General features: G+C 68.4%; 19 protein-coding genes. 11 read left to right on the top strand and 8 right to left on the bottom strand.

Features of this window, described 5'->3' with window-relative positions; genetic code table 11:
* Window positions 1–9: 9 nt before the first annotated feature.
* Window positions 10–726, bottom strand: a complete 717-nt coding sequence (locus K7711_RS42760; protein WP_222978108.1) for a class I SAM-dependent methyltransferase — start codon at window positions 724–726, stop codon at window positions 10–12.
* A 193-nt stretch (window positions 727–919) separates the two neighbouring features.
* Window positions 920–1,921, bottom strand: coding sequence for a pirin family protein (locus K7711_RS42755; RefSeq protein WP_222978101.1), 1,002 nt, complete (start codon window positions 1,919–1,921; stop codon window positions 920–922).
* Window positions 1,922–2,079: 158 nt separating this feature from the next.
* Between K7711_RS42755 and K7711_RS42750 the strand changes: the two genes are divergently transcribed.
* Both K7711_RS42750 and K7711_RS42745 read left to right on the top strand, forming a co-directional pair.
* Window positions 2,080–2,565 (top strand): MarR family winged helix-turn-helix transcriptional regulator, encoded by a 486-nt coding sequence (locus K7711_RS42750; RefSeq protein ID WP_222978099.1) that lies wholly within the window; start codon window positions 2,080–2,082, stop codon window positions 2,563–2,565.
* 198 nt (window positions 2,566–2,763) lie between these two features.
* Complete coding sequence (locus tag K7711_RS42745) at window positions 2,764–4,401, top strand: ABC-F family ATP-binding cassette domain-containing protein (RefSeq protein WP_222978097.1); 1,638 nt, start codon at window positions 2,764–2,766, stop codon at window positions 4,399–4,401.
* Here the strand turns inward: K7711_RS42745 and K7711_RS42740 are convergent.
* The 3 genes from K7711_RS42740 to K7711_RS42730 are packed head-to-tail and all read right to left on the bottom strand — an operon-like array spanning window position 4,398 to window position 6,883.
* Window positions 4,398–5,189, bottom strand: coding sequence for an SDR family NAD(P)-dependent oxidoreductase (locus K7711_RS42740; RefSeq protein WP_222978095.1), 792 nt, complete (start codon window positions 5,187–5,189; stop codon window positions 4,398–4,400). The genes K7711_RS42745 and K7711_RS42740 overlap by 4 nt on opposite strands.
* A 58-nt stretch (window positions 5,190–5,247) precedes the next feature.
* Entirely contained in the window at window positions 5,248–5,832 is a 585-nt protein-coding gene (locus tag K7711_RS42735; RefSeq protein WP_222978093.1) for a TetR/AcrR family transcriptional regulator, read from the bottom strand.
* A 43-nt stretch (window positions 5,833–5,875) separates the two neighbouring features.
* Window positions 5,876–6,883 (bottom strand): alpha/beta fold hydrolase, encoded by a 1,008-nt coding sequence (locus K7711_RS42730; RefSeq protein ID WP_308015201.1) that lies wholly within the window; start codon window positions 6,881–6,883, stop codon window positions 5,876–5,878.
* A 75-nt stretch (window positions 6,884–6,958) separates the two neighbouring features.
* Between K7711_RS42730 and K7711_RS42725 the strand changes: the two genes are divergently transcribed.
* The 4 genes from K7711_RS42725 (at window position 6,959) to K7711_RS49160 (ending at window position 9,699) form a co-directional block, all read left to right on the top strand.
* Window positions 6,959–7,138 (top strand): ribbon-helix-helix domain-containing protein, encoded by a 180-nt coding sequence (locus tag K7711_RS42725; protein WP_040822205.1) that lies wholly within the window; start codon window positions 6,959–6,961, stop codon window positions 7,136–7,138.
* Window positions 7,135–7,482: a VOC family protein gene (locus tag K7711_RS42720; protein ID WP_222978089.1), complete on the top strand. Its 348-nt coding sequence runs from the start codon at window positions 7,135–7,137 to the stop codon at window positions 7,480–7,482. The genes K7711_RS42725 and K7711_RS42720 overlap by 4 nt, the downstream gene beginning before the upstream one ends.
* The gene (locus K7711_RS42715; protein WP_222978087.1) at window positions 7,479–8,333 is read left to right on the top strand and encodes a class I SAM-dependent methyltransferase; all 855 of its coding nucleotides are present in this window, start codon (window positions 7,479–7,481) and stop codon (window positions 8,331–8,333) included. Before K7711_RS42720 ends, K7711_RS42715 begins: the two co-directional genes overlap by 4 nt.
* 118 nt (window positions 8,334–8,451) lie before the next feature.
* Entirely contained in the window at window positions 8,452–9,699 is a 1,248-nt protein-coding gene (locus K7711_RS49160; protein ID WP_222978085.1) for an FAD-binding protein, read from the top strand.
* A gap of 16 nt (window positions 9,700–9,715) precedes the next feature.
* On the opposite strand, the gene K7711_RS42705 is transcribed toward K7711_RS49160, so the two are convergent.
* The gene (locus K7711_RS42705; protein ID WP_222978083.1) at window positions 9,716–10,288 is read right to left on the bottom strand and encodes a winged helix-turn-helix transcriptional regulator; all 573 of its coding nucleotides are present in this window, start codon (window positions 10,286–10,288) and stop codon (window positions 9,716–9,718) included.
* Between the two features lie 92 nt (window positions 10,289–10,380).
* Between K7711_RS42705 and K7711_RS42700 the strand changes: the two genes are divergently transcribed.
* The 3 genes from K7711_RS42700 (at window position 10,381) to K7711_RS42690 (ending at window position 14,571) form a co-directional block, all read left to right on the top strand.
* Window positions 10,381–11,592, top strand: coding sequence for a pyridoxal phosphate-dependent aminotransferase (locus K7711_RS42700; RefSeq protein WP_222978082.1), 1,212 nt, complete (start codon window positions 10,381–10,383; stop codon window positions 11,590–11,592).
* A gap of 35 nt (window positions 11,593–11,627) precedes the next feature.
* On the top strand, window positions 11,628–13,232 hold the full coding sequence (murJ, locus tag K7711_RS42695) for a murein biosynthesis integral membrane protein MurJ (RefSeq protein WP_222978080.1): 1,605 nt from the start codon (window positions 11,628–11,630) through the stop codon (window positions 13,230–13,232).
* 109 nt (window positions 13,233–13,341) lie between these two features.
* Window positions 13,342–14,571, top strand: a complete 1,230-nt coding sequence (locus K7711_RS42690; protein ID WP_222978078.1) for a site-specific integrase — start codon at window positions 13,342–13,344, stop codon at window positions 14,569–14,571.
* Window positions 14,572–14,720: 149 nt separating this feature from the next.
* Here the strand turns inward: K7711_RS42690 and K7711_RS42685 are convergent, their stop codons facing one another.
* Complete coding sequence (locus K7711_RS42685; RefSeq protein ID WP_222978076.1) at window positions 14,721–15,602, bottom strand: NAD-dependent epimerase/dehydratase family protein; 882 nt, start codon at window positions 15,600–15,602, stop codon at window positions 14,721–14,723.
* A gap of 121 nt (window positions 15,603–15,723) precedes the next feature.
* On the opposite strand from K7711_RS42685, the gene K7711_RS42680 reads away from it, so the two are divergent.
* Window positions 15,724–16,338 carry a TetR/AcrR family transcriptional regulator gene (locus K7711_RS42680; protein WP_222978075.1) on the top strand — a complete coding sequence of 205 codons (615 nt, stop codon included), beginning with the start codon at window positions 15,724–15,726 and terminating at the stop codon, window positions 16,336–16,338.
* Window positions 16,339–16,427: 89 nt separating this feature from the next.
* Here the strand turns inward: K7711_RS42680 and K7711_RS42675 are convergent, their stop codons facing one another.
* A complete protein-coding gene (locus K7711_RS42675) occupies window positions 16,428–17,144 on the bottom strand; it encodes an oxygen-binding di-iron domain-containing protein (RefSeq protein WP_222978073.1) in 717 nt (238 codons plus the stop codon).
* A gap of 249 nt (window positions 17,145–17,393) precedes the next feature.
* On the opposite strand from K7711_RS42675, the gene K7711_RS42670 reads away from it, so the two are divergent.
* A complete protein-coding gene (locus K7711_RS42670; protein ID WP_222978072.1) occupies window positions 17,394–18,347 on the top strand; it encodes a threonine/serine dehydratase in 954 nt (317 codons plus the stop codon).
* Window positions 18,348–18,400: the final 53 nt, after the last annotated feature.

The following is an 18,400-nucleotide window of genomic DNA, read 5'->3' as shown; positions in this document are numbered from 1 at the left end:
GGCCGTCGGTCAGGCCTTGGTGGCCACGACCAGTACATTCTTGCCGAAGAATCGGCTGGTCAGGATCTGCAGCGCTTTGCTGATCGGGAACACGGCGCGGTCGTAGAGCTTGAGCGAGCGCGGATTGATGGTGCCGTCACCGGGGCCCAGCATTTTGTAAGCCAGGGTGGCGAAGAATCCGAGGGGGTCGCAGTAGCGGGACTCGACGATCTCGAGACCCGCATTGCGCAGGATCCGGTTCAGCTGGGTGCGCCGGTAACGGCGGTAGTGCCCGACCTTGGAATCCATTGCGGTGTACAGGATCTCGAGCGCGGGCACGTAGACGACCAGCGTGCCGCCGGGACGTAGCAGCGCGGCCAGATGTTCGGAGGCGGTCTGATCGTTCTTGATGTGCTCGAGCACGTTGAAGGTGTAGATCAGCCCGTACCGCTCACCGTCGTGCTCGGGCGTCCCGTCGTGGTCGAGGACCTTGTACCCCTTGGCGCGCAGGATGTGTTGTAGCTCCTCGTCGGGTTCGAGGCATTCGGGAGTGATCTGACGGGCGGCGAGCATATCGGCGTAGGTGCCCGATCCGGCCCCGAAGTCCAGCACCCGCACATCGGATGCGGCACCCGCCGGGGCCAGGTGACGGTCGACGGTGTCGACCAGGAAAGTGTTGTAGTTGACCGCTTCGGCCATCGCTTCCAGGTTGTCACACCCGGTGTAGGCGAAATCGCTGGTGGTCAAGGGGTGTCCCCTTCGTCGGTCGCCGGAATGGTGCCGTGCCCGTGTGTCGGGTCCCGACCGTAGTGGATGCCCACCGGGGCGTGTCAACGATGCTGGCCAGCGTGTCCGGCGATCGATCCGGACGATGCCGGGCGAAGGTGCGATTCCGGATCGCGCGGGCAGGGATATCGCCCGCGCGATCGGGAGTGCGGGCTCATGCCCGCGCGCCGGACCCCGGTGCCGGATCGCCGTCGGTGTGCGGCAGTTTCTCCGCGGGGATGACCCCGAAGCGGCCGGCCTGGTAGTCCTCGAACGCCTGCATCAGCTCGGCGCGGGTGTTCATCACGAACGGCCCGTAGTGCGCGACCGGTTCGCGGATCGGGGCGCCGCCCAGCAGCAGCACTTCCAGGTTCGGTTCGGCGGCCGGAGTGGATGTGCCCGCGGTCAGGGTGAGCGCGTCACCGGGGCCGAACACGGCCAGCTGGCCCTTGCGGATCGGCTGCTGGTCCTGCCCGACGGTCCCGACACCGGCCATCACGTAGGCCAACGCGTTGAACTCGCGGTTCCACGGCAGGTTCAGCCGGGCTCCGGGGCTGATGGTGGTGTGCACGAGGCTGATCGGGGTGAAGGTGTTGCCCGGACCGGCATGCCCGTCCAGGTCACCGGCGATCACCCGCAGCAGCGCGCCGCCGTCCTCGGAGGACAGCAGGGTGGCCTGTCCGCCGCGGATGTCCTGATAGCGGGGTGCGTTGAATTTGTTCGCCCGCGGCAGGTTCACCCACAGCTGGATGCCATGGAACAACCCTCCGGAGACCACCAGCGACTCGGGCGGCTTCTCGATGTGCAGGAGGCCGCTGCCCGCGGTCATCCACTGGGTGTCACCGTTGCTGATGGTGCCGCCGCCACCATGCGAGTCCTGGTGCTCGAAGGTGCCATCCATGATGTAGGTGACGGTTTCGAATCCGCGGTGCGGGTGCCACGGGGTGCCCTTGGGCTCGCCCGGTGCGTACTCCACCTCACCCATCTGGTCCATGTGGATGAACGGATCCAGGTCCGCGAGCGAGACCCCGGCGAACGCGCGGCGTACCGGGAATCCTTCGCCTTCGAATCCGGTCGGCGCCGTCGTCACCGATCGAACGCGACGCTGCGACATCACCGCAGCGTCCGGTGCGGGCACCCGCGGCAGCGTCAGCGTGTCCGCTGTCACAGCTGGCATGACGACCTCCAATGTAGTTGAAATTTTGTCTACCGTGACAACCATAGGGCGTCGCCGAACATTCCCGGTCGTTCAGAGCGAAGTCGACCGGCAGGTCGATCGCCGTCCGCGCACCGGGTCGTCTCGTATGATCAAGATTTGTAGTAGTGAGGAGTGCGATGCCTGAGTCGAGCGAACTGCGTGCGGATCAAGTGCAGGCCTGGCGCGCCTATCTCGAGGGCAGCGTGCGGCTCGAGACCTGCGTGGACGCGGCCCTGCGCGCCTCGAGCGGGCTGAGTCTGATCGACTATCACCTGCTGCTGTTGCTGCGCGAAGCCCCGCAACACCGGCTGCGGATGAGTGAGCTGGCCGATCGCATGGTGTTCTCCCGCAGCCGCATCACCTATCAGGTCAATTCGATGATCAAACGCGGCCTGCTCACCCGCGAACCCGCCCCCGGCGACGGGCGCGGCTATCGCGCGGTGCTGACCGCCACCGGACTCGAAGCGTTCCTGGCCGCGGCTCCCGGGCACGCCCGCACCGTGCGTGAGCTGTTCCTGGACGAGCTCACCGATGACGAACTCGCATGTCTGGGAAAGATTTTCACTCGTACGCGCGCCCGGCTCGAACGTGCGGAGAACGACGCCGCGGCCACCGGAAAGTGAGCGGTGCGGTACAGTGACGCCCGCTCGATCCGATCCCTGAGGAGACCAGACATGGCGGGTGAACTCGACATCTCCGGATAGACCCCGGAGTCCGGCCACCAGCGCACACGGTGCGGCTGTTGTGGCCATGTCGTCGTTCCACCGAAACGCCATGCGGCGCAGCCGATCTGCGCCCGCCTCACTCCGGGAGTCGCCCTCATGTCCGATGCTCGCATCGTCTGTTCGAATCTGTCGTTCACCTGGCCCGATGACACCCCTGTGTTCCGGGATCTGTCGTTCACCGTGCCCGGCGGGCGCACGGGACTGGTCGCGCCCAACGGCGCGGGCAAAAGCACGCTACTGCGCCTGATCGCCGGCGACCTGCGCCCCGGCGGCGGCAGCGTCACCGTGGAGGGAGTGCTGGGGTATCTGCCCCAGACCCTGCCGCTGACGATGGGATCGACCGTCGCGCAGGTTCTGGGCATCGCGCCGGTCCTCGCGGCGCTGGCCGCGGTGGAGTCCGGTGACGTGCGCGAGGAGCATTTCACCGTCATCGGCTCGGACTGGGACGTCGAGGAACGCACCCGCGCCCAGCTCGAGCGGCTCGGACTGGCCGATATCGCACTGTCCCGCGATCTGGACACGCTCAGCGGCGGGCAGATCATCACTCTCGGGCTCGCCGCGCAGCTGCTGCGCCGTCCGGATGTGCTGCTGCTGGACGAGCCGACCAACAACCTCGACATCGATATGCGTCAGCGGCTATACGGGGTGCTCGAGGAGTGGACCGGAGGTCTGCTCGTGGTCAGTCACGACCGCGCGCTCCTGGATCGGATGGACCGCATCGCCGAACTCGAGTCCGCCGAAATCCGTTTCCACGGCGGCAATTTCACCGCCTACGAACAAGGCGTGCAGGCCGCGCGCGAAGTCGCTGAGAAGAATGTGCGCAACGCCGAACAGGAGGTCAAGCGGGAGAAGCGCGAAATGCAGCAGGCCCGCGAACGCGCCGCGCGCCGGGCGGGCAACGCGGCGCGCACCCTGGGCGATGCCGGACTGCCGAAGATCTTCGCGGGCACCATGAAACGCAACGCCCAGGAGTCCGCGGCACGCGCGAATCAGACCCATAACGCGCGGGTCGGCGCGGCCCGCGAGCGGCTCGACCGAGCCCAGCGTGCGGTGCGCGAGGATCAGCGGATCGTGCTGGATCTGCCGGGCACCGAGGTTCCCGCTGGGCGCACGGTGTTCGAGGGTGAGGGGATCGGCATCGAGCTGGGCGGGCGGGAGATCTTCACCGGCGACGGGGTGGATCTGACGATCCGCGGACCCGAACGGATCGCGCTGACCGGGCCGAACGGTGCAGGCAAATCCACCCTGCTACGCATCCTGGCCGGTGCGCTCACCCCCGGCCGCGGCCGGGTGCGCCATGCGCCGGGGCGGGTGGCGTATCTGTCCCAGCGACTGGATCTGCTCGATCCCACGCTCACCGTGGCGGAGAATCTCGCCGCGAGCGCACCGCAGCTGTCCGCCGCGGAACGGCTGAACGTGCTGGCTCGCTTGCTGTTTCGCGGACCGGCCGCGCATCGACCGGTGCGGGCGCTCTCGGGTGGGGAACGGTTGCGGGCGAGTCTGGCGTGCGCGCTGTTCGCCGAACCGGCGCCGCATCTGTTGCTGCTGGACGAGCCGACGAACAATCTGGACCTGGTCGGGGTCGGGCAGCTCGAGAGTGCGCTCGAGGCGTATCGGGGTGCGTTCGTCGTGGTCAGCCATGACGAACGTTTTCTGACCGAGGTGCGGGTGCAGCGGTGGCTGCGCGTGGCCGAGGGCCGGTTGAGTCAGGTCGCCGCACCCGATCCGGCCTAGGCCCCCGCGGCGGCCGCGGCGGGTTCGGCGACGACCGCGACGCCGGTGCGGCCGCCGTCGACGTCCAGGACGGTGCCGTGTACGAATTCCGCGTCGTCGGAGGCCAGGTATACCGCCGCGGCGGCGATCGCCTCGGGTGTGCCGAGCTTGCCGGCCGGGGTGCCGTACATCATCGTGTCCGCGGGGCTGGGCGCGTCCGCGATCTGGTCTCCGGAGCGGATCACGCCCGGGGAGATCGCGTTCACCCGCACACCCCGCGGGCCGAACTCCGCGGACCACGCGCGGGTCAGAGTTTCCATCGCGCCCTTGGTGGAGGCGTAGAGCGCGCCGACCGGCACCGCCAGGCGGGCGACCCACGAGCCCAGGTTGATGATCACTCCGCCGCCGGCTTCGGCCATGGCGGGCGCGAGGACCTGGGTGAGGAAGAACGGGGCTTTGACGTTGACCGCGTAGACGCGATCGACCATGGCCTCGTCGGCGGTCGGGGTGGTCGAGGGCGGGTAGATTCCGGCATTGTTCACCAGGATGTCGATCCGCCCGCCGAGCAGGCCGGTGGCCGCGTCGGCCAGGGCGCGGCTCGCGGCCAGGGTGCCGTCCAGGTCGGCGTGCACGTAGTCCGCGCGCCCGCCCGCGGCGCGGATGCGTTCGACGACCGCGTTGCCGCGTGCGTCGTCGCGGCCGGAGACCACGACGTGTGCGCCTTGCGCGCCGTACGCCTCGGCGATGGCGCGTCCGATATTGCTGGTGGAGCCGGTGACGAGGGCTGTTTTTCCGGAGAGTCGTGTCATAGGGCCGACGCTACGAGCGAATTTTTGGACCAGCAAGTCCAAAGTGGGGTGTACTGCCTCACCCCTCCCTCAGGTGCGTGACGAGGGTGTTCATCGAGGTCTCCAGGTACTCGACGCTGCCGGTGGTGCGCAGCACCTGCACCCCGCCCTGGATGGCCGCGACGAACGTCATCGCGACCGCGTCCGGATCCACCTGCGCACGCACCAGACCCGCGTCCTGCATCGTCGCGATGCCCCGCCGGATGTGCGCACACCACTGCGCCAGCAGTGTGCCGACCACCTCGGCGGTCCCGGCGGTGGTCCCGACCTGTGCCATCAGCGAACCCAGCGGACAGTGCCGCCCTTGTGCGCGATACCGGGCCAGCACCGCGTCTCGCCAGCGCTCCCACGCCGCCCACGAGGTCAATGCACCCAGATGCGGTTGCTGATCCTCGAGCACGCGTTCGGCCTCGTACCGGGCGACCGCGACCAGCAACTCCTCCTTGCCGCCGGGGAAGTAGTGGAAGATCTGCCCTTTGCTGGTGCCGGTGATCGCCCGGATGTCGTCGAGGGTCACCGTGCCGGGTTCCTCACTGCGCAGATGCACCGCGGCGCCCTCGATGATCCGCCGGCGCGTGGCCTGTCCCTTCGCGGTGATCGTCATAGCGCGAGGATACCGATCGAATGGACTCACGGGTCCATTGAAGTCAGCGGCCCAGATGCTCGCGCAGGGCAGCGTCGATGAATGCGGCCGCGTCGGGGTCCGCGCCGCCGCCGGCGAGGTGTCCCCAGATCCCCGGGATGACGCGCAGTTCCGCATCCGGGATGTGCTGCACGGCCCACTGTTCGTCCTCGGGCGGGAAGTACAGGTCCTTGCGCGAGGGCATCGACAGGGTCCGAGCGGTGATCGAGGCCAGCGCGGCGCGGGTGTCGCCGTCGAATCCGGGCGTGCGCCCGATATCCGCGTGCTCCCAGGTGTGCATCATGGCGAGCAGGTCGTTGGCGTCCCAGTCACGGAAGTTGTTCTCCCACACCCCGGTCAGGAAATCCTCGAGGGTCTCGAAGCCCAGCGCCGCGTACACCCGCTCCCAGTAGAACGCCTGGGACAGGCCCCACCCGGCGTAGATCCGGGAGAACGCGCGCAGCCCGCGCCGAGGCGGGGTGCGATACTCGCCGTCGGCGAAGTCGGCATCGGCGGTGAGCGCTGCGCGCAACCCTTCCAGGAACACCTGATTGTGCGGACTGGTGCATGGTGAGCCGGTGATCGCGGCGATGCGCTCGACCATGTCCGGGTGCGCTACCGCCCACTGGTACGTCTGCCCCGCGCCCATCGACGCGCCCAGCACCAGCGCCAGCCGGGTGATCCCGAACCGCTCGGTGACCAGGCGGTGTTGCGCGGTGACGTTGTCGAGCATCGTCGCGTGCGGGAATCGCGCCCGGTCGTGGGGTGCAGGGGTGTTGCTGGGCGAGCTGGACAGCCCGTTGCCGAACAGGTTGGGCACGATGACGAAGTACCGGTCCGTGTCCAGCGCCTTTCCCGCGCCGATCAGCCATTCGTTGGCTTCGTGAGTTCCGGCGAACCAGGTGGGAAACACGATGGCGTTGGCCGCATCGGGCGCGAGTTGACCGTAGGTCGTGTAGGCCAGTCGCACGTCGGGCACGGTGATGCCCCCGAGGGTGAAATCGCCCAGCTCGAAGATCTCATGATCGGTCACCTTCATCCCAAGCCGGTGCACGGGCGGGGTATTCCGGCTGTTGTTTCTAGCTTGCTAGCATGCTAGCTTCGAGGCGTGGGTGACGAGGTCAAGCAGTTCAACGTGTATCTGCCGGTGGATTTGATCAAGCAGGTCAAGATCCGGGCCATCGAGTCGGGGCAGTCGTTGTCGGCGCTCGTGGCCGAGGCGCTGCGCGCACATCTGGACAACTCCCCCACCGAGCAACCACCCGAGCGAAAGGAGCGCCGATCGTGACCACCACCGGTATCGCGGCCGTTTATCTCACGACCCGCAACTGGGGCAAGGCCGCCCGGTTCATGCAATCCCTGGGCTACGAAGTAGATTTCACCACCGATCACAACTCCGGCCTGTTCCGCAACAGCCAGGGCCCCTCGGTGTTCGTCGCCGAGGTTCCGCACGAACAGCCCGACACCCGCCTGGTCCTGTCGGTGCCTGATGCCGAGGCCGTGCACTTCGGCTCCGACGCCGAGGTCGTCACCGAGTTCGAGGACACGCATTTCGGGACCAGGGAGATGGTCGTGCGCGATCCGGACGGACGGTTGTGGACCCTGCAGGCCGCCCCGGCGGATCCGGCATGAGCGGCTCGGACGCCGTCGCGCCCGAGCACACCGCGGCGCGGGTGGCGTTGTGGCGCGCACTGCATCTCGAGGCGGATCCGCCCCCGCACGTGGTGCGGGACGAGATCGGCCTGCGCCTGGTCGATCCCGACGACGGCTGGCGCGAACGCCCGGACATGGATCCCGATTCCACCCGTCCGATGCGCGCGGGAGTCGTGGCGAGAGCGCGGTTCATCGAGGATCTGATCGTCGAGCAGTCCGCCGCGGGCGTCGGGCAGTACGTGTTACTGGGCGCGGGCCTGGACACGCTGGCCCAGCGTCGCCCCGAACTCGCCTCGGCCATAACCATTTTCGAGGTCGACCAGCCCGGCCCGCAGGAGTGGAAACGCCGCCGCCTGGACGAGTTGGGACTGGCCGCGCCGACCGGATTGCGTTTGGTGCCGGTCGATTTCGAGGCCGAGTCGTGGTGGGAGCGGCTCGTCGAGGCAGGTTTCGATCCGCAGCGCCCGGCGGTGGTGGCCTCCACCGGGGTCTCGATGTATCTGACGCATGCCGCCAATACCGCCACCCTGCAACGTATTTCCACCCTCGCACCGGGGTCGACGCTGGTGATGACCTACATGCTCCCGATCGATCGAGTCGGCGCCCCTGAGCGGATGCTGCGCGAGTTCGCCGAGCGTGGTGCGCGGTCCTCGGGCACGCCGTTCATCAGCTTCTACGATCCCGAGCAAATCCGCGCACTGGCGCTCGAATCAGGTTTCCGCGACGCCCGCACCGTGTCCGGGGACGATCTGACCGACCGCTACTTCCGTGGCCGCCCCGACGGGTTGCGCCCCGCGGCGTCGGAGGAGTTGCTCGTGGCGAGCACCTAGAACGATCGGGCCGGTTCGCGGCTACGAGGTGTCAGCGGTTCGGCGCTCGCCCGGGATCACCCGACGCAGATCCGGGACCGCGCTAGCGTGTGCGAACGGAGTCAGGAGAGGACAGAGCGTGGTGCGGACTAATTGGGCGGGCAATATCGCTTTCGAGGCTCGCGGCGTGCATCGGCCCACCGATGTGGATCAGGTGCGCGAGCTGGTGGCACGGTCCGAGCGGGTGCGCGCGCTGGGCAGCGGGCATTCGTTCAATCGGATCGCCGACACCGCCGGTGAGCAGATTTCGCTGACCGGTCTGCCGCCACGGGTCCAGATCGATGCCGACGCATCGTGTGTCACGGTCGCGGGCGGGTTGCGGTACGGGGATTTCGCGGATCGCCTGCACGCGGCGGGGTTCGCATTGCCGACGCTGGGTTCGCTGCCGCATATTTCGGTCGCGGGGGCGGTGGCCACCGGGACGCACGGCTCAGGAGTGGACAACCGCAGTCTGGCCGCGTCGGTATCCGGTCTCGAGGTGGTCACCGCGGACGGTGAGCTGCTCGAGATCCGGCGTGGGCACCCGGATTTCGCGGGGATGGTCGTCGGGCTGGGCGGGTTCGGGGTGGTCACGGCGCTGACTCTGGATCTGGTGCCCACCTTCGAGTTGGCGCAGTACGTCTACGACCGATTGCCCGCAGAGGATTTCGCCGAGCATGCGCAGGAGATCCTCGCCGCGGGATACAGCGTCAGCGTGTTCACCACCTGGCGGGCCGATCATCTGGATCAGGTGTGGGTGAAAGGTCCACGCACACCGGATGTTCCGGGTGCGCGGTGGTTCGGCGCGACCCGCGCGGACGTACCCCGGCATCCGGTCCCGGGCATGGACGCCCGGCACTGCACCACCCAGCTGGGCGAACCGGGCCCGTGGCAGCACCGCCTGCCGCATTTCCGGCTGGATTTCACTCCGAGCACCGGTCGTGAACTGCAGTCGGAGTATTTCGTTCCCCGCGCGGACGTCGTGGCGGCCTACCGTGCCCTCGACACGATCCGTGACCGGATGGCCCCGCTCGTGCAGACCTGTGAGATCCGCACGATCGCCGCGGAACCACTGTGGCTGTCTCCGGCCGCCGAACGCGATTCGGCCGCATTCCATTTCACCTGGATCGATGACACTCCCGCGGTGCTGGCCCTGCTGCCGGTGATGGAGGAATTGCTGAGCCCCTTCGCGACACGCCCGCACTGGGGCAAACTGTTCACCTGCGATGCGGCGACCGTGCGTGCCCGCTACGACCGTTACGCCGATTTCGAACGTCTGCTGGGGCAGTACGATCCGGCGGGCAAGTTCAGCAACGAGTTCCTCGACCGCTACTTCACTCGATCCTGAACCCGCACAAGCGAACTCAGCGCTCGGCCTGCGCTGCGGTCAGGGGCGCCCCCAATGCCACCTCGATCGCCTCGTCCAGCTGTAGATGGAACTCGCGGTCCGGATCCGTGGCGGGGCCGTCGTGGTGGGTGATGGTGTCGTGGTCGATGACGTAGTGGAACACCGCGTCGCCGATGTGCACCGTGGCGCTGCCCTGGGGTAGTTGTCGGGCCACGGCATGGCCCAGGGGCAGGGCGAACCAGTGCGCGCGCACCGCGTCGGTGGCCCGGCGTGTGCCCAACCGCGGTGTGCCCCAGTCCGACAGCGCTTCGAGCACCGGGCGCAGCGCGGCACCGGACTCGGTGAGTTCGTACACCGTGGTCGCCGCGCGCGGACCGACACGTCGACGGATCAGGATGCCGTCCTGCTCGAGGTCGCGCAGCCGGGTGGCCAGCATATCGGTGCTGATGCCGGGCAGATCGGCGAACAGGTCGCTGTATCGCCTGGGGCCCGAGGACAATTCGCGCACCACCAGCAGGCTCCAGCGATCCCCGACGACGTCCAGGGCGCGGCTCACCGAACAGAAGTGGTCGTAGTTTCGGCGGGGCATACCGCACACTGTAGCCGAACGGTTGGAAATACCAAGTGCAAACTTGGAATTTCCAAGTACAGTGTGCGGAATCATCTCGAGGAGGGACGTTCATGCAGCTCACCCAGTCCAGCAAACTCGCTGGCGTGTCGTACGAGATCCGTGGCCCGGTCGCCGAACACGCCGCGCGCCTGGAAGCCGAGGGCCACCACGTCATCAAACTCAACACCGGTAATCCGCAGCTGTTCGGCTTCGAGGCCCCCGCGGAAATCCTGCAGGACATGGTGCGCGCTCTGCCCGGCTCGAGTGGTTACAGCACGGCCAAGGGCCTGCTCCCGGCGCGACGCGCGGTGGTGCAGTACTACCAGACGCTCGGCGTGCACGGGGTCGACGTGGAGGAGGTGTTCCTGGGCAACGGCGTCTCCGAACTGATCATGATGGCGTTGACCGCGCTGCTCGAAACCGGCGACGAAGTCCTGGTTCCCGCACCGGATTTCCCGCTGTGGACCGCCGCGACCACCCTCAACGGCGGTCGCGCGGTGCATTACGTGTGCGACGAGGCCGCGGACTGGTGTCCTGACCCGGCCGATATCGAAGCCAAGATCACCGACCGCACCCGCGCGATCGTGCTGATCAACCCGAACAACCCCACCGGCGCGGTGTATCCGCCCGAGGTGCTGCGCCCGATCCTGGACATCGCACGCCGCCACAACCTGGTGGTGTTCTCCGACGAGATCTACGACAAGATCCTCTACGACGGCCTCACCCACACCGCGACCGCCTCCCTGGCCCCGGACCTGCTGTGCCTGACCTTCTCCGGTCTGTCCAAGGGATACCGGTGCGCCGGATTCCGCTCCGGCTGGCTGGTCGTGTCCGGACCCACCCAGCATGCGGCCAACTATCTCGAGGGCCTGACCATGCTCTCGGGTCTGCGCTTGTGTGCGAACGTCCCTGCGCAGCAGGCGATTCAGGCCGCACTGGGCGGATATCAGAGCATCTACGACCTGACCCTGCCCGGCGGGCGGCTGCGCGAACAACGCGACCGCGCCGTGGAGGCGCTGACCTCGATCCCTGGCGTGTCGTGTGTGAAACCCAAGGGCGCGCTGTACGCGTTCCCGCGCATCGATCCGGCGGTGTACCCGATCCACGACGACGAACGATTCGTCCTGGATCTGTTGCTGCAGGAGAAGGTGCACATCGTGCAGGGCACCGGATTCAACTGGCCGCGCCCGGATCATTTCCGCATCCTGACCCTGCCGCACGCCGATGATCTCGAGGCGGTCATCGAACGCATCGGCCGATTCCTGTCCACCTACCGGCAGTAATCGCCTGCGCTGCGGCGCTGTGACATCCTGGCACGATGCCCGAACCCGCATCGCAGGTAAGTGCATCCACGACGCTCGCGCGCCACGGCAGCCGCGTCGCGCTGGCCGGAGCCGTGGGCCGGATCACCGGATTCGCCCGCAGCGTGGCCCTGGCCGCGGTGCTGGGCACCGCCGCGGTCGGCGAGTCCTACAACGGCGCGAACACATTGCCGAACATGGTGTACGAGTTGCTGATCGGTGGCGTGCTCAGCAGCGCTGTATTGCCGCTGCTGATGCGTGCGCGGCGGCACGGTCGCAAACATTCGCGCGAATTCACCCAGCGGCTGCTGGTCGCGGCCACCCTGGCCATGGCCGCGCTGACCCTCGCCGCGATCGCGGGCGCACCGCTGATCGTGCGGATCTTCGTCGCAGACTCCGGCGAACGCCATCTGACCACCCTGTTCGCGTATCTGCTGCTGCCGGAGATCTTCTGTTACGGCCTGGCCGCGCTGTTGACCGCCGTGCTGAACGTGCGGGAGAGTTTCGCGGCCGCGGCCTGGGCTCCGGTGATCAACAATCTCATCGTGCTGGCCACTGCCGGGGCTTACGTCCTGATACCCGGCCCGGTCGTGGTGACGCCCGCGACCATGTCGGGCGCGCAGGTCGCGGTGCTGGGCATCGGCACGACCGCCGGTATCGCCGGACAAGCGGTGTGGGTTGCGATGGCGTTGCGCCGCACCGGGTTCCGGTGGAGTTGGCGGGTGCGTCCGCTGCCCTACACGTGGCGTCCGGTGCGCGCGGGCGCGCCGATGCTGGGCTGGATCGTGGGGTACGTCGCGCTGAGTCAGCTGGGGGTCGCGCTGACTCTGCGCGTCGCGTTCGACCACGGCGGGGTGTCGGTCAACTATTACGCCGATCTGCTGTTCCAGGTGCCCAACGGAATTGTCGCGGTCTCGCTGCTGACAGTGCTGATGCCACGTCTGGCGCGCGCCGCGGCCGCCGGTGACGATGCCGCCGTGGTCGCCGATCTGGGCCGTGGCGCACGCTATCTGGTGACCGCGCTGATCCCGGTGACCGTCGCGATGGCGCTGTTGGGGCCGGTGCTGGCGCAGGTGGTGTTCACCGGTCGGGTCGATCCGGCCGCGGCCCGGCTGATCGGCGCGAGCCTGGCCCTGTCCGCGTTCGGCCTGGCCCCGTTCGCGCTGGTGATGCTGCAGATGCGAGTCTGCTACGCCCACAACGACCTGCGCACTCCCACGCTCATCAACGGGGTCATGGTGGCGGTGAAGATCGTGGTGATCGCCGTCGCGGCGGCGCTCGCGCCACCGCACGTGGTCGTGGTGATGCTCGGTGTGGGCGGATCACTGTCCTATGTGGCCGGGGCGGTTCTCGGGCACATACTGTTGCGCCGCCGCTACGGGCTGCTCGGATTCTCCGCTGTCGCAGCGACATTCACGCGCGTGGGGTGGGCCGCGGCGGCCGCGGGCTGGGCCGGTCTGCTGGCCATGGCCTCGACCCGCCATCTGCTCCCCGACCCGATCGTGGCCCATCTGCTCATGGCTGTCGTGGGCGCCGCCGCGGGCGCGGCGGTGTTCCTGCTGGCCGCCACCGTGATCGGCATCCCCGAAGTGCGCCGAGCGCGCAGCCTGCTCAGCGTCTGAACCCCTCCTGTCCAGCTATCCCGAAAAATGCGTGTGTCCAGCCACATTCGGGTTGCGATCACGCGGGTGCGCCCGGATCACCACGGTCGGCGGAGTACGGTGGCGACCGATGAGCGCAGCAGCCGAACCCGCCGACGCGGGCTCGCCGGGACAGGTCGCGGTACCCGAGCGGGTCCGGTCCGAGTTGCGGCGCGGGGTGCGCAGCGTCCTGGTCGACGCCGCCGCACTGCGACAGGTGCGCGAGCGGTTCGATCACGAGCAGGCCGCCGCGCTGGGACGGTACCTCGAGGCCTCCCAATCCCCGAACACGGTGCGCGCGTACCGATCGGACTGGATCGCCTGGTCGGCATGGTGCGCTGCCGAAGGACGCTGCGCGCTTCCGGCCGACCCGTTGGACGTGGCGGTCTATCTGGCCGCCGCGGCCGATGCCCGCAAACCAGATGGCGCGTGGGCGTTCAGCGCGGCCACGCTCGAACGCAAGAGCGCCGCGATCGCCGCGGTGCACGCCGCCAACGGGCTGGCCTCCCCCACCCGCACCGACGTGGTGCGCCTGACCCTGCGGGGTATCCGCCGCACTCGCCGCACCCAACCGCGGCGCAAGCGCCCGGTCCTGCTGCACACCCTCGAACAACTCCTGCGGGGTCTGCCCGATCCGGGCTGGCCGGCCGAACCCGCCCGCCGCCGCGACACCTTGGTCCTGCTGGTCGGATTCGCCGGGGCGTTGCGCCGCAGCGAGATCGCGGGCCTGCGCGTCGGCGATGTCCAGGTGGACACCGACCACGCCACCGGTGAGCCGCTCCTGCTGATTCAGCTGCCCGCCACCAAGACCGACCCCACCGGTGTCGCCGCCCAACGCGTCGCCCTGCCGCGTGGACGCCACCCGCACACCTGCCCGGTGTGTGCGTACGCGGACTGGATTCGTCTGCGCGAGGCCCACATCCAGTACGGCCGCGACGCACTCCCCGCCTGGTTCGAACACACCCCCGCTGCCGATCCGGCCATTCACCGCTGCCACGGCTTCACCGGCACCACCCTCGCCGATCCGGACCTGCCGCTGTTCCCGGCAGTCTCCCGACACGGCGGAATCGGCGCAACGGCCATGTCCGGCCGCGCGGTCGCTGAACTGGTCAAACGCTACGCCGCCCGCGCCGGACTGGACCCGTCCCTGTTCTCCGGACATTCCCTGCGCGCCGGATTCGCCACCCAGGCCGCCCTCGGCGGCGCCAGCGACCGCGAGATCATGCGCCAGGGCCGCTGGTCCAACCCCCGCACCGTGCACGGTTACATCCGCACCGCGAACCCCCTCGAGGACAACGCGGTCACCCGCCTGGGTTTGTGAACGCGATATCGCGCGGAGTTGCATCGAACGCAACACTGCACAGGGTGATGCAGCGACGTCCCGTGCGCTGCCTGACAAGGTACTTGCCTCAGGTTGTGCGGATCATCGCTGCGGCGATGAGCTGACAACTCGGACTGGCCGCGCCGCGGTCAGTCGGTGTAGTACCCCGCCTCGAGGTCCTCGAGCAGCGTGGGCCCGGTCGGCTTCCAATCCATGAGTGCACGGGTTTCCTCGGCGGAGGCGGGTTGGTCGACGCCGAGCAATTGGCCGAAGGCGCCGAGTTGCGCGGGGTCGACGGGGCCTGCGGGCAATCCGGTTTTCGCGGCGATGATTTCGGCTACCCGGCGCATCGGTACGCCTTCTTCGCCGACCGCGTGCAGGACCGAACCGGCGGGGGCTTTTTCGAGGGCCAGGAAGAACAGTCGCCCGGCGTCGTCGATATGCACTGCGGGCCAGCGGTTGTGGCCGTCGCCGACGTAGGCGGCGGTCCCGAGTTGCCGGTCCAAACCCACGAGTACCGAGATCAGGCCGTTGCGGTCGCCCGCGCCGTGCACCGAACGCGGCATCCGCACCAGCCCGGCGCGAATTCCCCGATCTGCCAGCGCCAGAACGGCATTCGCGGTTCTTGCCCGCGCACCGGCGGGCCCGGCCGCCTCGAGGTGGTCACGTTCGGTCGCGAGCCGCCCGGCCAGGATCGGGGTTCCCGAGGCGGCGATGAACGCTGTGCCGCTGTCCGCGAGGGCGTCGCCGATCCTGCCCAGCAGCGCCACCTCGTTGTCCACGGTCGCCTCGAATTCGGCGAAGTCCAGCGTGAACGCCAGGTGCGCGACCGCATCGGCCTTGATCGCCTCGGACACGATCAGATCGTGATCGGACATGTCGCCCAGCACCGCGGTGCCGCCGAGAGCTTCGATCCTGTCCGCCGAGGCGCGCGACCGGGCCAGGCCGACGACGTCGTGTCCCGCCGCGACGAGTTCCTTGCTCAGGGCGGTGCCGATCCAACCCGATGCACCGGTGATGAACACGCGCATTGCGCTCTCCATTCGTGAAATGCGGCGGCGAGGGCGGCTCATGCCGACCGGCCGCCTGATGTGACTCGGTCACATCACTCTAGCAGTGATGTGACCGAGTCACATCATCTACGATGAGCTCATGGGTCGCTGGGAACCGGATGCGCGAGGCCGATTACTCCGCGCGGCAATCGAACTGTTCGCCGAACATGGCTACGACACGACCACGACGGCCCAGATCGCCGAACGCGCCGGACTGACGAAGACCACACTGTTCCGGCTGTTCCCGGACAAACGCGAGATCGTGTTCCAAGGACAGGCCGCGCTCGTCACCCTCATCACCGAGGCCGTGCGGGACGCGCCCGCCGAGGCCACCCCTGCGGAACTGGTGACCGCGGGCGTGCGAGCGCTCTCGGGCGCACACACCCAGGACCATCGGGGCATCGGGCGCGCACTGGACCCGATCGTGGCTTCGAGCGCCGAACTGAGTGAGCGTGCGGTATTCAAACGCTCGGCCATCACCGCCGCATTCGAACAAGCACTGGATCATCGCCTCGGTGACGCGCGTCGAGCCGGTGTGCTCGCGGATCTGGGCGTGCGGTCGTATTACGAGGGGTACCGCAACTGGGTCGCCGCCGATGACGAGCGTTCACTCGCCGAGTACGTCGCGAGTGAACTGGGCTTCTACGAGGACACCATCCGACATGTCGAAGAGGCCCTGTCCCACGCCATCACTGCTCCCCCGTCGAGACGGTAAGCGATCACCCTCGCGGACATTCGCGCCCGGCAGTCACGACGTACCCTGCTCAATATCGCTGGGCCGCAATATCTTCCGGTCACCAATATTCAGGGATTCAGTCGATCTTCATATACCGTGGCGAGGTCGTTCAGCGCCGTCTCGCAGTCCCCGGTGAAGCTCGACCCGTGCATGATCGCCAACGTGGTCGGCTTCAACCGAGCCAGCCTGCGCAGCGCGGCGGGCACCGCGGGCCCCAGCGAGGTCTGATGGAACACGTCCTCGGCGACCGACGCCGGTCCCACCAGGTCGGCATCGGTCAATGCGGGACCGTCACCCAGTTGCGTCATCAGATCACCGCAGAACAGCACGCCCGTGGTCTGCTCGAACAGCACCCGCGACTCCCAGTTGTGCGGTGCGTGTGGTGTGTCCAGATGCTGCACCCGCCGACCGCCCAGGTCGATCACCTCACCATCGGCCAGCCGGCGCGGCAGCCGATCGGCCATATCGTCCAGAGATACGGCGCATCCGAGTTCTCCGTGCGCCACCTGCGACTGCGGTGCGGCGGCGAGGAAGGAGTTCATCGCCCCCAACTCGTCGGCCTCCACATGACCGAAAGTGATCCAGCGCAACTCCTCCACCGGCCGGATCCGCGCGATCGCTTCGGAAACCTGCGGGAACAGCCACCGCATACCGGTGTGGAACAACAGCGGCTCCGCGGCGTCGACGAAGAACTGATTGAACGTGAAGCCGCTCGGACCGACCTCCGGTACGAAGGTGGCGAAGCGATAGATACCGTCAGCGATCTCATCGGTCTTGGTCTGCACGATTCAACACCCTCCCTGATGCCGCCCCGACAACCATCCGGAGCCTCGGAGTCTACCCGCCACACCACACCGCCGGAGCCGGTTCGCCACCTCCCCGGCACGCACATCGCACCTGGTTCCGGCATACGATGCGCCGGACACACGGTCGCCCGTCTGTCCGGACTCCCGCCGCCGATCACGCGCGCGAAACGCCGACACCGACGCCGCGGATTCCGCCACCGCCGACCACTCGACCAGTGCAGGAGCGCCATGGACACCATCGACCGCCTCGACTACGACGACATCGAGGCCGCCACGCGGCGCATCCACGGCCACACCCGCCCGATCGCCCTCGCCCCGGCCGAATCCGACGGATCCCTCTGGCTGGCAATGGAATTCCTGCAGCACACCGGCACCTTCAAAGCGCGCGGCGCCGCGAACTTCCTGTCCGCCCACCTCGAGGAGCACACCCTGCCCGAGGCCGGGGTCACCATCGCTTCGGGCGGCAATGCCGGTCTGGCCTGCGCGTGGGCCGCGCGTCGGCACGACATCACCGCGACGGTGTTCGTGCCCGCCACCGCACCCGCGGTCAAGGTCGCCCGGCTCGTCTCCTACGGGGCGCGGGTCAAACAGATCGGCGACAGTTACGCCGATGCCGCCGCGGCCTGCGCGCAATTCGCCGCCGACACCGGCGCGCTGCAATCGCACGCCTACGACAATCCGCTCATCGCCGCCGGAGCCGGAACGCTCATGCAGGAGATCCACGCACACCTGCCGAGTCTGGACACCGTGCTGGTCGCCGTCGGCGGAGGCGGCCTGTATGCCGGAATCACCACCGCCGCAGCCCATTACGGTGTGCGTGCGATCGCGGTCGAACCGGAGAACTGCTGCGCCCTGCACGCCGGGCTCGAAGCCGGTCACCCCGTCCCGGTCCCGGTGAACTCGATCGCCGCGGATTCCCTCGGGGCACGCACCGTCACCCCGCTGGCCCTGACCGCCGCGGCGGGCTGCGACACCCGCTCACTGCTGGTCTCCGACGACGCCATCATCGCCGCCCGCGCACATCTGTGGGACGAGCGCCGCCTCGCCGTCGAGCACGGCGGCGCCACCGCCCTGGCGGCGCTCACCAGCGGCACATACGTCCCGGAGCCCGGCGAAACCGTGTGCGTCATCCTGTGCGGCGCGAACACCACCCTCGCGGACCTGGACACCCCCGAAGGCTGACCATCAGCCGATCGGCGCCCTCGGCTGACGGTCTCGGTGGCAGGCGGTCGGCT

Origin of the sequence: Nocardia coffeae (genome assembly GCF_019890715.1) — a bacterium.
In the GTDB taxonomy this organism is placed as follows: Bacteria; Actinomycetota; Actinomycetes; order Mycobacteriales; family Mycobacteriaceae; genus Nocardia; species Nocardia jiangxiensis.
The sequence above is the reverse complement of the archived record's forward strand: the minus strand, read 5'-3'. Positions and strand labels throughout refer to the sequence as shown.

What these genes read in the sequence shown, in the direction of transcription:
- K7711_RS42670 (WP_222978072.1), top strand. Translation starts at nt 17,394, where the DNA reads ATGGACACCATCGACCGCCTCGACTACGACGACATCGAGGCCGCCACG.
- K7711_RS42700 (WP_222978082.1), top strand. Translation starts at nt 10,381, where the DNA reads ATGCAGCTCACCCAGTCCAGCAAACTCGCTGGCGTGTCGTACGAGATC.
- K7711_RS42745 (WP_222978097.1), top strand. Translation starts at nt 2,764, where the DNA reads ATGTCCGATGCTCGCATCGTCTGTTCGAATCTGTCGTTCACCTGGCCC.
- K7711_RS42690 (WP_222978078.1), top strand. Translation starts at nt 13,342, where the DNA reads ATGAGCGCAGCAGCCGAACCCGCCGACGCGGGCTCGCCGGGACAGGTC.
- K7711_RS42755 (WP_222978101.1), bottom strand. Translation starts at nt 1,921, where the DNA reads ATGCCAGCTGTGACAGCGGACACGCTGACGCTGCCGCGGGTGCCCGCA.
- murJ (WP_222978080.1), top strand. Translation starts at nt 11,628, where the DNA reads ATGCCCGAACCCGCATCGCAGGTAAGTGCATCCACGACGCTCGCGCGC.
- K7711_RS42740 (WP_222978095.1), bottom strand. Translation starts at nt 5,189, where the DNA reads ATGACACGACTCTCCGGAAAAACAGCCCTCGTCACCGGCTCCACCAGC.
- K7711_RS42705 (WP_222978083.1), bottom strand. Translation starts at nt 10,288, where the DNA reads ATGCCCCGCCGAAACTACGACCACTTCTGTTCGGTGAGCCGCGCCCTG.
- K7711_RS42735 (WP_222978093.1), bottom strand. Translation starts at nt 5,832, where the DNA reads ATGACGATCACCGCGAAGGGACAGGCCACGCGCCGGCGGATCATCGAG.
- K7711_RS42680 (WP_222978075.1), top strand. Translation starts at nt 15,724, where the DNA reads ATGGGTCGCTGGGAACCGGATGCGCGAGGCCGATTACTCCGCGCGGCA.
- K7711_RS42715 (WP_222978087.1), top strand. Translation starts at nt 7,479, where the DNA reads ATGAGCGGCTCGGACGCCGTCGCGCCCGAGCACACCGCGGCGCGGGTG.
- K7711_RS42685 (WP_222978076.1), bottom strand. Translation starts at nt 15,602, where the DNA reads ATGCGCGTGTTCATCACCGGTGCATCGGGTTGGATCGGCACCGCCCTG.
- K7711_RS42750 (WP_222978099.1), top strand. Translation starts at nt 2,080, where the DNA reads ATGCCTGAGTCGAGCGAACTGCGTGCGGATCAAGTGCAGGCCTGGCGC.